Origin of the sequence: Oleiagrimonas sp. C23AA, assembly GCF_011759385.1 — a bacterium.
In the GTDB taxonomy this organism is placed as follows: Bacteria; Pseudomonadota; Gammaproteobacteria; order Xanthomonadales; family Rhodanobacteraceae; genus Oleiagrimonas.
In genome coordinates this window covers 649,917-662,874 of record NZ_JAARLY010000001.1, presented here as the reverse complement: position 1 = coordinate 662,874, position 12,958 = coordinate 649,917, and the positions used below count along the sequence as shown (strand labels likewise).

Below are 12,958 nucleotides of genomic sequence, written 5' to 3'. Positions count from 1 at the left end.
ACGGCGGCGCCACCGCGTCGGCAATGCTCAGGCGCCGACCGCGTGCACGTGCCCGGTCGCGCGGCGTGCCGCCCGACGGGCACGCACGGCGCCATCAAGACGTTCAAGCACCTGCACGGAACTGTCCCAGTCGATGCAGCCATCGGTGATCGACTGCCCATAAACCGCGGCGCGGCCATCGACCAGATCCTGGCGGCCGCCCCGCAGATGGCTTTCGACCATCACGCCCATGATGCGCCGGTCACCCTGGCCCAGCTGCGCGGCAATCTCGTCGATCACGCGGGGCTGGTTTTCCGGTTTCTTGCGGCTGTTGGCGTGGCTGGCATCGATCATCACCCGAGGCGTGAGCCCGGCGCGCTGCTGCGCCTGGCTGGCGGCCTCCACACTGGCGGCATCGTAGTTGGGCTCGCGTCCGCCGCGCAGGATCAGGTGGCAATCCTCATTGCCGGTGGTGGTGGCCGTGGCGGTGCGCCCGTCCTTGGTCACGGCCATGAAATGATGCGGCTGCGAGGCGGCCAGTACGGCATCGATGGCCACCTTGGTGTCGCCGCTGGTGCCGTTCTTGAATCCCACCGGACAAGACAATCCGGAGGCCAGCTCGCGATGTACCTGGCTTTCGGTGGTGCGTGCACCAATCGCGCCCCAGGCCACCAAATCGGCGATGTACTGAGGCGTGATCATGTCCAGGAACTCGCAGCCCGCTGGCAGGCCCAGGTCATTGATGCGCCCCAGCAAGCCCCGAGCCAGACGCAGACCCTTGGCTATATGGAAGCTGCCGTCCAGGTCCGGATCGTTGATCAGGCCTTTCCAGCCCACGGTGGTGCGCGGCTTCTCGAAATACACGCGCATCACCACCTCCAGCGTGTCGGCGAAGCGCTCGCGCTGCGCGGCCAGGCGCTGCGCGTAGTCGAGCGCGGCGTCGGTATCGTGGATCGAGCACGGCCCCATCACCACCACCAGACGGTCGTCCTGGCCATGCAGGATACGGTGAAGAGCCTGGCGCGCGTGGCCGACCGTGACCGTGGCACGGTCGCTGCGCGGCAGGGCCCGAGTGATGTCGTCGGGTGTGGGCAGCGTGTCCAGGCGCTGGATGCGCAGGTCGTCGATCGGGGAATTCATGCGTCGGGCTCCTTGGGTGTCCCGGCGGCCATGAAAAAAGCCGCCAGGGGTCTGGCGGCTTTTCAGGTGTGTCGGCGTGTTGCAACCGAGCGCTACCCTTCCTCCGCCAGTGGCTTTGGAATGCCATACCAAAAGTAATAGCGGCAGGCAGCGATATTCATGACGGCATCTGGTTTACCACAGCCGGGGCGCAGCATACAAGCGACGAGGCGTTTAGTGGCGCCTTCCGCACCGGCCATCGCCATACGCTTAGAATGGCCATCCACCTGACCAACGACTTTAAAAGGAAGCCTTGCCCATGCGCCGATTGCTGCCCTGCCTCGCCGTTTTGCTGCTTGCCGCCTGCAGCTCATCGAACACGCCCTATCAAGGCGGTCACGTCGACGCCCTGAAAAAGGTGGACCTCACCGTCGGCAGCGGCGCCGAGGCCAAGCCGGGCATGGATGTGGACGTGCTCTACACCGGCTGGCTCTACGACCAGAAGGCCAAGGACAAGCACGGCAAGAAGTTCGACAGCACCGCCGATCACGGCGGCGACCCCTTCACCTTCAAGCTGGGCGCAGGTCGCGTGATCAAGGGTTGGGACCAGGGCGTGGCCGGCATGCACGTGGGCGGCACGCGCGAGCTGATCATCCCGCCTCAGCTCGGTTACGGCAGCCATGGCGCCGGTGGTGTGATCCCGCCCAACGCACCGCTGGTGTTCAAGGTCAAGCTGGTCGGTGTGCACGCCGACTGAGGCTGATCCGGGGCATGGGTGCAACCGCCGCGCGGCCACCCATGCCTTCTTGCACACTCGCCGCGGGCGCCGGCGGTCTAGTCTGAACGCCATCTTACTGTCAGACACGAGGACACCCGTGCGCAAGACTCTGCATTCGGCCCTGCTGGCCGCCCTCATGGTGACCAGTGTGGTCGCCCTGCCCGTGGCCCATGCGGCCGATCACGGCCATGCCGACAAGGCACCAGCCAGCGCCAAGGGCTTCAACCTGCCGCCGTTCCCGGCCGACGCCCACGTGCGCCAGAGCACCGTGGTCGATGGCAAGACGCTCAGCTACAACGTCACCGTGGGCACCCTGCCGGTGCGCAACGAGAAAGGCGATGTCATCGCGCAGGTGATGTATACCGCCTATACGGTGCCGGGCAAGCACCGCCCGGTCACCTTCGCTCTCAATGGCGGTCCGGGTGCCTCCTCGGTGTACCTCAACATGGGCGCCATCGGCCCTAAGAAGGTGAACTTCGGCGTCGAGGGTGATGCGCCATCCGATCCGGCCACGCTGCACGACAACCCCAACACCTGGCTCGACTTCACCGATCTGGTGTTCATCGATCCGGTCGGCACCGGCTTTTCGCGTGCCGAGGAGTCTCAGAAGCAGGCGGTGAAGGACTTCTACTCCACCGACGCCGACATCCACTACCTGTCGCGCATCATCTACGACTGGCTGGTCAAGAACGGTCGCCTGGAATCACGCAAGTATCTGGTCGGCGAAAGCTACGGCGGCTTCCGTGGTCCGCGCATCACCGAGTACCTGCAGACCCAGCTGGGCGTGGCGATGAATGGCGTGACGCTGATTTCGCCGTATCTTGACCCCTCGGCCTGGAGCAACAAGCACGTCTCGCCGATTCCGTGGATGACCACGCTGCCGTCGATTGCCGCCGCGCATCTTGAGCGCGAAGGCAAGCTCACCGATGCAGCGATGCAGAAAATCATCGACTACACCCGCGGCCCCTACGCCACCGCGCTGATGGAAGGCCGCTCCAACCCGGCCGCGCAAAAGGCAATGATCGCGCACGTGACCCAGATCACCGGCCTGGACCCGACCTTCGTGCGTCGCTCCGGCGGCCGCCTGGATACCCAGGCCTATCTGCGCGAGGTCTATCGCGACCAGGGCAAGCTGGGCAGCCGCTACGATTCCAATGTCACCTCGTGGGACCCGTTCCCCGATGCGCCGCAGCAGGAAAGCGGCGATCCGATCTTGAACGGCATCATCGCGCCGACCACCACGGCCATGGTCAACTTCATCACCAAGACGGTGGGCTGGAAATATACTGGCCGCTACAACGCGCTCAGCTACAAGGTGAACCGCCTGTGGCATCAGGATGACGATGCCGAAAAGGGCTCGGTCAGCCAGCTGCGCGAAGCGGTGGCCAACGATCCAAAGATGCGCGTGACCATCGCTCACGGCTGGGATGATCTGTCCTGCCCGTTCATGGTCTCGGTGCTGGCCGTCGACCAGATGCCGGCCATGGGTGACCCGACCCGCGTGCAGGTGAAGGAATATCCCGGTGGGCACATGTTCTATGCGCGCAAGGACTCCGGCCACACACTGCGTGAGGACGTCAAGGCGATGTACGCCAAGCACTGACACCGGCTGTACCGCAAGACTCTACGAAGGGGTGCCAGCAGGCGCCCCTTCGTGCATCGCTCGCGCTAACATGGATCACCCTGTTTCAGCGGTGCGCCCATGGCTTCTTCCTCACGCCCACCACGTTACTGGTTCCACGCCAAGCGCTACGGCTGGGGCTGGGCGCTGCCTGCGCGCTGGCAGGGCTGGCTCAGCTACATCGTGGCCATTGTGCTGGTGATTGCCGCGACGCGTTACCTGCCGCTGGAAGCGGCCGCCGCGGCCGGCTTGCTGGTGGTGATCGCCCTGTTCGGGCTATGCGCCTGGAAAGGCGCGCCGGCGCACTGGCGCTGGGGCGGTGGTGATCGCGATTAGGCGGCGTCGGTAGTGACGCCCGGCACGGCGGCATCGACATCGACATCAACCATTGGCGCCAAGGTTGGGTCCAGCGCCACGCGCTCGTCAAAGACGAAACAGCGCCCTTCGTAGCCTTCCCCGCCCACCTGCTCGAAGTAGCCCAGAATGCCGCCATCAAGCTGATGCACGCCGGGCACACCATGCGCCTGCATCCACAAGGCGGCCTTCTCGCAGCGGATACCTCCGGTGCAGAAGCTGACCACCGTGGCATCGGCCAGCGCCTCGCGCTGGTCGGCAATCGCCGCTGGAAGATCGGTGAAATTGTCGATGGGCAGCGTCACTGCGCCAGCGAAACTGCCGTAGGCCACTTCCTCGCGATTGCGCGTATCCAGCAGCACCAGGCGTCGGCCATGGTCGTCACAACCTTGCGCCATCCAGCGCTTGAGCGTGTGCGGCGACACTGCCGGTGCGCGGCCTTGCTCAAGCGGCGAGGCCTGATCACGGCGAAAGGCGATGATCTCGCGCTTGCGCTTGACCTTCAGGCGCGCGAACGGCACCTGGCGGCTGCGGCTATATTTGACCTGGATATCGGCGAACCGCGCATCGGCACGTAGTGCCGTTAGGAAGGCAGCCACGTTCGGCTCGGTCCCGGCCAGGAACAGGTTAAGCCCCTCCGGTGCCACCAGGATGGTGCCCTTGAGCGCGAGCGTATCGGCCTGCTCGCGCAGGCGATCGACCCATGCGTCGACATCATCGATGGGGACAAAGTGGTAGGCGGCGATATTGCAGATCATCGCCCTATTCTAGCGTGTGCGACGCGTTTTCAGTGCGCCGTACCGTCCAGCGGCTAGGTGTCGATCCAGCCGCGCTGGCGGGCTTTGTCCAGATCCTCGGCGGTGTCCACATCCAGCGCCAACTCGGGTGCCGCCACGTGCACGCACGGCACATCGGCTCGATGAATCAAGGGCTTGAAACCGCGATCACCGGAAAGCTCCCCAGCACGCGAGTGCAGGCAGCGCGGCAACAGTGCGGGCAACCCGAAGGCGCCGCCGTAGTCGCTGACGATCGCCGCCTCGTTCGCTTCACCCGCCGCGCTCAGCAAGGCGTGGATGTGGCTCGGGTCCAGACCCGGCTGATCGATGCCGGCTACCAGCACCGGCCTCGAAGTGGCCAGCGCGGCCAGGCCACATTGCAGTGAGCTGGCCATGCCCTCTTGCCAGTGGGCATTGGTGACGCAGACCCAATCGGTCGGCAGGTAATCGGCCAAGGCCTCGGCATCGTGACCGAGCACGGCCACCCGCCGGACCGACTGCTGCGAGGCCAGAACTCGCGCACTACGGGTGATCAATGCCTCGCCGTCGCGGCGCAGACGCGCCTTGGAGTGGCCCAGCCGACGGCTGCCACCAGCCGCCAGCAGCAGTGCGTCGTGCTCAAGCATCACCATGCCGATGCTGTCGCCACTGATGCAGGCCCGCGGCGACCGCCAAGGCAATCGCTTCTGGCCCACGTCCACCAAGAATCAGTCCGACCGGTGCCTGCAAGCGTGGTTTCAGGCGTTGCACAAGCCCGGGGTCGAGCGTGGCCAGAAGGTCGTCACGCCGCCGCGGCGGTCCGAGCAGGCCAATATGTGCAATATCCAAGGGTGCCAGTCGCTCCAGGGCCTCGCGATCGAGCTCGAAATTGTGGTGCATCAGCAAGGCGGCATCCAGGCGCTGCACCGGATCGGGCCATTCGCGCGGCACGCACTCCACGTGGCGGTCGGCGGCCAGTACCCGCTCGCGCCAATGCGGGCGCCGCTCAACTGCTTCCACATGCCAGCCCAGCGTGCGCAATTGCCACAGCAGGGGCGTCGATTCGGGGCCACCGCCGAACAGCACCAGCCGCGGCGGCGGCGCCACTTCGACCTGCCACTGGGCACCATCCTGCGCGTCCAGTCCCGGGTGTCGATCGACGGCCAGCGACCAACGGCTGTCGAACTGACCCACACGCATGCGTACCTGACCGTCCAGATGCACCGACACGTGCAACGGTAGGTCGCCGTCCGACCACGCCTGCAGTTGCTCAGTCGCCTTGGGCAGTGCACGCATCGGCAACAAGGCCAGCCACTGCCGGCCGCGGCAGCCCGTGCCGCTGCCAAACACGATGTCGCCATCATCGCGGGTGTCGATGCACAGCAGGCGCATACGGCCGGCCTGCATCACTTCACCGGCCAGCGCTTCCAGCTCCGGTTCCAGACAACCACCGGACACCCAGCCGGCACGGTGGCCGTCGCTGGCGATATGGATCATGGCGCCGGCGCGGCGATAAGTGGAGCCCTCGGTGGCCAATACCACGCCAAGGCAGCCGTCGGGCGCGCCGCGCAAAGCCGCCTCGACCACGCCGCGCATGCCGCCGACAGGCATCGGTTCTAGCAAGGGACTGGGACGCGCTTCGGTCATGGCGGTCATTCTAGCCCAGCCGCCTGAAGGGCCTGTTGGATTTCATTCAGCGGCCGGCGGTTCATGCGCCCAAAAAGCGTGCGAATGCGTCGATGGTGCGCGCGATGGCGTCATCGTCGACATCCAGATGCGTAACCAGGCGCAAGGTCGGCAGGTAGCCGATGCTGACGCGAATGCCGTGCTGGCGAAGGTGCAGGTCCAGGTCGCGCAGACGCGCCTTGGGCACATCCACAAACACCATGTTGGTGTGCTGCCCGAGCACCTTGAGCGCCGCGATATCACCCAGCCCTCGCGCCAGCGTCTGGGCACGACGATGGTCGTCGGCCAGCCGCTCGATATGATGATCCAATGCGTAAAGCCCTGCGGCAGCCAGCATGCCGGCCTGGCGCCAGCCGCCGCCGGCCACCTTGCGCCAGCGCCGCGCGCGATCGATCAGCGTGTGCGAGCCCACCAGCACCGAACCCACCGGCGCCCCCAGCCCCTTGGACAGGCAGATCGAGACACTGTCGAAATAACGCGCCATGGCATCGGGCGCCACGCTGGCGGCCTGCGTGGCGTTGAAAAAACGTGCCCCGTCCAGATGCAAGGCCAGTCCGTGCGAGCGCGCCAGATCGTGCGCCGCCTCCAGATAGGCCATCGGCAGCGCACGCCCGTGCCAGGTGTTCTCCAGCGCCAACAGCCGGGTGCGCGCGAAATGCGGATCCACCGGCTTGATCGCCGCCTCGATGGCATCCAGCGGCAGACTGCCGTCGGCGTCATGCTCGATCGGCTGCGGCTGGATGGAACCGAGCACCGCCGCGCCGCCACCCTCGAAGCGAAAAGTGTGCGCGTCCATGCCCACCAGATACTCATCGCCACGCTCGCAATGGGCCATCAGCGCCAGCAGGTTGGACTGCGTGCCGGTGGGCACAAACAGCGCATCATCCTTGCCCAGCAACTTGGCCAGACGCGCCTGCAGCGCGTTGACGGTGGGGTCTTCGCCATAGACATCGTCGCCCACCTCGGCATCGACCATGGTCTGGCGCATGGCCTGGGTGGGGCGCGTCACGGTGTCGCTGCGAAGATCGATCCAGTCCACTTGGGCTACCCATGAAAGGCGAAAGGAACCCGAAGGTTGCCGCCTGCCTTCTGGCCCGGCAAGTGTCGATCGACAGGCCACGGCCGCTTGCGAGCCCGCCTCGGCGTGTTTACGGTGTTTGTGGTCCCCGCTGAAGAGACTCTGCCATGGCTTTGCGAAACGCCGTCCAGCTGATCTGCTACCCCAACCGTATCGGCAACGATCTGGGCGATCTGTATCAGGTGCTGGATGCCCACCTTTCGCGCGCGGTCGGCGGCGTGCATATCCTGCCGCTGTACCCGTCCAATGCCGATGGCGGCTTCTCGCCGCTGACGCACAAGGAGGTCGATCCGGCCTATGGCAGCTGGGACGATGTCGAGCGCATCTCGGCGCGTTTCGACCTGTGCCTGGACCTGACGCTGAACCACATCTCCGACGAATCGGTCGAATTCAAGGACTTTCTCGAACACGGGCACAAGTCCGATTACGCCGACCTGTTCGTGCACGTGGACAAGCTTGGCGAGATCAGCCCGGACGACCTGGCCAAGATCCACATCCGCAAGGAGAAGGAGCCGTTCCGCGAGGTCACCTTCGCCGACGGCAGCACCGACCGGGTGTGGTGCACCTTCACCGAGCGTCAGATTGATCTGAACTACGACTCGGAACTGACCTACAACCTGATGGAGGACTACATCAGCTTCCTCACCGAGCGCGGGGTCAAGCTGTTCCGGCTAGATGCCTTTGGCTACACCACCAAGCGCCTGGGCACCAGCTGCTTTCTGGTCGAGCCGGATGTCTACGAAATCTGTTCGTGGATCAATGGCGTGGCCGAGAAATACGGCGCCGAGACCTTGCCGGAGGTGCACGACCATCCCAGCTACCAGTACGCCATCTCGCTGCACCACATGCGCCCGTACGGCTTCGCGTTGCCGCCGCTGCTGCTGTACTCGCTGCTCGATGGCGACAGTCGTTATCTCAAGCAATGGCTGCGCATGTGTCCGCGCAACCAGATCACCGTGCTCGATACCCACGATGGCATCTGCATTCCCGATGTGGAAGGCGTGCTGCCGCAGGAAAAGATCCAGCACCTGATCGACAATGTCTCGGCACGCAGCGCCGACCCGATCATGCGTCGCTCGGCGGCCAACGTGCACAGCGTCGGCGCCATCTACCAGCTGACCTGCACCTACTACGATGCGCTCAAGCAGAACGACGACGCCTACATCGCCGCCCGCGCCATCCAGTTCTTCGCGCCGGGCATTCCACAGGTGTATTACGTGGGCCTGTTCGGCGGCACCAACGACATCGAGCTGATGGAGGAAACCGGCGAGGCACGCGACATCAACCGGCACTGGTTCAGCGTTGACGATGTGGAAACCGCGCTCAGCCAGAAACTGGTGCGCCGGCAGATCAAGCTGATGGAGTTCCGTTCCACCTATCCGGCCTTCGATGGCACCTTCCATCTGGAATATTCGAACGACTCCAGCGTCTGCATCGAGTGGCGCAAGGGCGAGTTCTGGTGCCAGCTGTTCGTCGATTTGCTGTTCAAGAAATCGACCATCCGCTATGTCGATGCGAAAACGCGCCGTGTACTGACCATGCGCTGCTGAGGTTCATCCTCGCTCACAACAGAAAACGGCGAGCCTCACAGCTCGCCGTTTTTGTCGTGACCTGGCGCAGCGCCTATTCGCCCTGAGGACGGCCCTGCTGGCGGCTTTGCCCGCCACGGCCACCGCGGCGGCGGCGACGTGCACCGGCCGGCTTGGCCGCATCGCCACTGGCCGCATTGCCTCGCCCGGCACCCGGGCGGGCATTGCCGCTGCCTTGGCCACGCCCGCCAGCCTGGCTACGACCGCCACCGGAGCGGGACGCACCCTGCCCACGACCACCACCACGACGCGGAGCCTCTTCAGGCTCGGCACGCGCATTGGGGTCTGGCTCGAAGCCTTCCACCACGCCGGCATCCAGCTTGCGCTTGAGCAGCCGCTCAATGTCGCGAAGCAACTTGCGCTCATCGGGCGCCACCAGCGAAATGGCCTCGCCCTCGGCGCCGGCACGACCTGTGCGGCCGATACGATGCACGTAGTCTTCCGGCACGTTCGGCAGTTCGTGATTGATCACGTGCGGCAGTTGATCGATGTCCAGACCACGCGCTGCGATATCGGTGGCCACCAGCACGCGCACCTTGCCGGCCTTGAAATCGGCCAACGCACGTGTGCGGGCATTCTGCGACTTGTTGCCGTGGATCGCCGCGGCGGTCAATCCATTGCGCTCAAGCTGCAAGGCAAGACGATTGGCGCCGTGCTTGGTGCGCGTGAACACCAGTACCTGGCGCCAGTTGCCGGTACCGACAAGATGCGTGATCAGCGCCGTTTTGTTGGATTTGTCGACGTTGTAGACACTCTGCGACACGCGCTCGGCGGTGGTATTGCGCGGCGCCACTTCCACCCGTGCCGGGTCGCTCAGAAGACCCTCGGCCAGTTTCAGGATGTCGCCGCTGAAGGTGGCTGAGAACAGCAGGTTCTGACGCTGTTTGGGCAGCGCGGCAATCACCTTGCGGATATCGCGGATGAAGCCCATGTCGAGCATGCGGTCGGCTTCGTCCAGGATCAGCGTCTGGATGCCGGAAAGATCAATGTGGCGCTGCCCGATGTGGTCGAGCAGACGACCCGGCGTGGCCACCACGATGTCCACGCCACGGCGCAACGCATCGGTCTGCGGACCCATGCCGACACCGCCGAAGATCACCGCGGTGCGCATGCGCACGTGACGCGCATAGGTGCGCACCGACTCGGCCACCTGTGCGGCCAGCTCGCGGGTCGGCACCAGCACCAGCGCGCGCGGCGTGCGCTTGGCTTCGCCGCCAATCAGACGATGCAGCAGTGGCAGCGTGAAGGCAGCGGTCTTGCCGGTGCCGGTCTGCGCGCTGGCCAGAAGGTCGCGACCTTCCAGCACAAAAGGAATGGCCTGCGCCTGGACCGGAGTCGGCGACTCGTAGCCCTGCTCGGTCAACGCGCGCAGCAGTTCGGGCGCAAGGCCCAGATCGGAAAAAGACATGAAATACCCTTGGCATCCGCGCCCATCGCCTCTGGCGATATCGATGCAGGCGGGACGGAAGATGAAGGCAAATGCGACGGCCGGCGCGTGAAGCACGCGGGAGGGACCGCCCATGCAGCGCGCCGTGTTGCGGCGCGAGACGCCGCCAGAGTGGGCGTCGAGCCACGCAAGTGTAGCGCATCGGCGCCTTGTTTGCGCGTCTTTTTAAAGGCCGCCATGTGAAGGCCCACGCGCACGGCAGGCCTTCACATGACGCACCGCATCAACCGCTACAGGTCGAAACGGTAGGACAGCTTGACCAGGAACTGCTCGGTATCGCGCAGACTGAAGCTTTGGCGCAAGCGCGCATCGGCGCTGTCATACAGGCTTTGCATCTGATACCCGCCACGGCTGTAGACCACATACAGGTCCGACAACGGCGCCAGAATGTAGCGATAGCGAATCTGGAAACCCAGGTTGCGCACGCTGAAATCGTTCACCGCATCGTTGGTCGGCACGGCCTTTCGCGACGGCGATACCCGATAAGCCTGGCGCAGGCGCGCATCCAGGCCCAGCGCCTGCAGGCGCACACGCAATTCCTGACGCGCGGACATGTTCCAGTTCAGCTGCGTATCCAGCGTCAGCGAATGCCCATCAAAGGCGCCGACCAGGTTGTCGTGCTGCCAGACCAGCCAGCCCGGCTGGTACTGGTAGGTCAGGCCGGTGGCCAGACTCAGCGCATCGGAGAAGAAATACGTCGGCACCGCCTTGATGGTGTAGCCGATACGCTTGTAGCCGGCGATGTCGCTGCTGGCCAGGTTTGCATCCAGCTCCCAGGCCCAGGCGCCCTTGCGCGGGGTCTGATGGTCGAACTCGAACATGCCGCCGGCTGGCAGCCACACCGCGCCGTGGCCGCGGGTCAATAGATCATCGTAGGCTGGCGCGTTGAGGTTGAGCTGCACATATTCGCTGCCGCCATTGCGCAAGTCGCTGGTGCGCACGATGCGAAGCTGGCGCTGCAAGGCCAGGCCATGATCGTTGTCCATCGCCACCACACGCCAGCGCCACTGGTGCGAGGCATACATGGAACCAGCCGGCAGGTTGGTTTCGCGCCGTCTTACTTCCCAGTGCAGGTAGTCCAGGTTGTTGCGCGGCAAGTAGCCGAAGTCGTCGATGTTCAGCTGATCATCGAAATGCATCACGATCCACTGCTGGCTCCACACCGGGTTCATCTCGTACTGGATGATCGAGGTGAAACCCGAGCCATTGACCACCTGGCCTTTCTGGTCGATATGGCTGCCGACCGCATTGGAGGTGACGGTGAGCTGGTCGTTGGGCTGCCAGCGATGGTCCACGCCCAGCACGGTGGCATGACGATCCAGATACGGGTGATCGACCCGCGTCAACAGCAAGCCGGCCATCTGCGTGCCGAAGTCGTGGGTCAGGCGCACAGCATTGAAACTGCGCCCGACATCGCCGGCCTCCTGCGCCGAGAGCACGCCGTAATGCGTGTCGCCGACGCTGCCGTTGAGCTTGACTGCGGCCTTGATGTCGGCCGGGCCACTGCCATCGTCGGCGGCGGCGCCGACACGGCGGGTATAGATCAGCTGGCTGTTGTCGATCAACAGGCCGAAATCGAAGATGCCCTGGTTCTCGGTGAAGAACGGGCGCTTGTCGCTGAAGAAGGTTTCCTCGGCGCCGAAGTTCACCACCAGATCGTCACTTTCGACCTGGCCGAAATCAGGGTTTATGGTGGCGGTGAGCTGAGTCTGGCCGTTCGGCTTCCAGAAGATGTCGGCACCGGATTTGAGCGTGGTGCCGCCGTTGACCCGATCGGCAATGCCCGACACGTAAGGCGTCACGGCCAGCAGCGACTGGCTATAGGCCTTGAGCTTCATGCGATGAAAATCGGACAGGAACCGCGCCCGCGTGAAGCTGGCGGTGGGCCAGGCCATGCGCTCTCCGGTGGAACCGATGATGCGATCCAGATAGATACCCACGGTGCGCCTGTCTCCCGGCGCACGGCGCATTGGCGCGATATACCAGGGAATCAGCATCTCCACGGTCCAGCCTCGCTTGTCCTCGCTGACCGCGTGCTGCCAGTCGCCGTCCCAGTCCGAATCGAAACTCGACTCGTTGGTGATGACTTCATCAGTGATGGAACCGGCCAACGTCACGGTGAAGTCGTAACCGGTGCGGCCATCGCCGTTGAAGTCGATCATCAGGTTGACCCGATCGACCTGCGCGTCCTCGTCGCGACGGGTGCGCTGATGCGTGCGCGGGATGCCCGGCGGCTGGATGCAGCGAAAGGCGATGGCCAGTCCCTGCGGCGTCGACTTGATCCAGGCCTCGGTCGGCTGCGAGCCCGGCGCACCAGTCAGCGGCTGCACATCACGGAAATGCGTCACGTGACGCGCGCCCTGCCATTCGCCCGGGCTCATGTGCCCGTCGATGGTGATGGTGCTGGCCAGCGCAGGCACACACGGTGTCAGCAGGGCCAACGCGCACACCATGCGGCGCAGTGACACGGACAAATGATCTGGATATCGCTTGAAGGGCATCGGCTCACACAGCGCAGGAACGTGGCCGGCAGTCTATGCACCGGCGGCCAA

General features: G+C 64.8%; 11 protein-coding genes. 4 read left to right on the top strand and 7 right to left on the bottom strand.

Going from position 1 to position 12,958, the window contains the following annotated elements; genetic code table 11:
• Positions 1-27 precede the first annotated feature (27 nt).
• Entirely contained in the window at positions 28-1,119 is a 1,092-nt protein-coding gene (locus tag HBF24_RS02790; protein WP_167168533.1) for a 3-deoxy-7-phosphoheptulonate synthase, read from the bottom strand.
• Positions 1,120-1,417: 298 nt separating this feature from the next.
• On the opposite strand from HBF24_RS02790, the gene HBF24_RS02785 reads away from it, so the two are divergent.
• From HBF24_RS02785 to HBF24_RS02775, 3 genes are all read left to right on the top strand, one after another.
• Positions 1,418-1,855: an FKBP-type peptidyl-prolyl cis-trans isomerase gene (locus HBF24_RS02785; RefSeq protein ID WP_167168530.1), complete on the top strand. Its 438-nt coding sequence runs from the start codon at positions 1,418-1,420 to the stop codon at positions 1,853-1,855.
• Between the two features lie 118 nt (positions 1,856-1,973).
• Complete coding sequence (locus tag HBF24_RS02780) at positions 1,974-3,479, top strand: peptidase S10 (protein ID WP_343162697.1); 1,506 nt, start codon at positions 1,974-1,976, stop codon at positions 3,477-3,479.
• 99 nt (positions 3,480-3,578) lie between these two features.
• The gene (locus HBF24_RS02775; protein ID WP_167168527.1) at positions 3,579-3,833 is read left to right on the top strand and encodes a hypothetical protein; all 255 of its coding nucleotides are present in this window, start codon (positions 3,579-3,581) and stop codon (positions 3,831-3,833) included.
• Here HBF24_RS02775 and HBF24_RS02770 read toward each other — a convergent pair.
• The 4 genes from HBF24_RS02770 to ltaE all read right to left on the bottom strand — a co-directional run bounded on the left by HBF24_RS02770 (position 3,830) and on the right by ltaE (position 7,331).
• Positions 3,830-4,609, bottom strand: coding sequence for a sulfurtransferase (locus HBF24_RS02770; protein WP_167168523.1), 780 nt, complete (start codon positions 4,607-4,609; stop codon positions 3,830-3,832). The genes HBF24_RS02775 and HBF24_RS02770 overlap by 4 nt on opposite strands.
• 53 nt (positions 4,610-4,662) lie before the next feature.
• The gene (locus HBF24_RS02765; RefSeq protein ID WP_167168521.1) at positions 4,663-5,253 is read right to left on the bottom strand and encodes a nucleotidyltransferase family protein; all 591 of its coding nucleotides are present in this window, start codon (positions 5,251-5,253) and stop codon (positions 4,663-4,665) included.
• Positions 5,246-6,253: an XdhC/CoxI family protein gene (locus HBF24_RS02760; RefSeq protein WP_167168519.1), complete on the bottom strand. Its 1,008-nt coding sequence runs from the start codon at positions 6,251-6,253 to the stop codon at positions 5,246-5,248. Before HBF24_RS02760 ends, HBF24_RS02765 begins: the two co-directional genes overlap by 8 nt.
• Before the next feature lie 61 nt (positions 6,254-6,314).
• Positions 6,315-7,331: a low-specificity L-threonine aldolase gene (ltaE, locus tag HBF24_RS02755; RefSeq protein WP_167168517.1), complete on the bottom strand. Its 1,017-nt coding sequence runs from the start codon at positions 7,329-7,331 to the stop codon at positions 6,315-6,317.
• Between the two features lie 146 nt (positions 7,332-7,477).
• Here ltaE and gtfA point away from each other — a divergent pair, with 146 nt between their 5' ends.
• A complete protein-coding gene (gene gtfA, locus HBF24_RS02750) occupies positions 7,478-8,920 on the top strand; it encodes a sucrose phosphorylase (RefSeq protein WP_167168514.1) in 1,443 nt (480 codons plus the stop codon).
• A gap of 73 nt (positions 8,921-8,993) precedes the next feature.
• Here gtfA and HBF24_RS02745 read toward each other — a convergent pair whose 3' ends face one another.
• Both HBF24_RS02745 and HBF24_RS02740 read right to left on the bottom strand, forming a co-directional pair.
• Complete coding sequence (locus HBF24_RS02745; protein WP_167168512.1) at positions 8,994-10,367, bottom strand: DEAD/DEAH box helicase; 1,374 nt, start codon at positions 10,365-10,367, stop codon at positions 8,994-8,996.
• A gap of 269 nt (positions 10,368-10,636) precedes the next feature.
• Positions 10,637-12,874, bottom strand: a complete 2,238-nt coding sequence (locus HBF24_RS02740; protein WP_343162696.1) for a DUF5916 domain-containing protein — start codon at positions 12,872-12,874, stop codon at positions 10,637-10,639.
• Positions 12,875-12,958 lie beyond the last annotated feature (84 nt).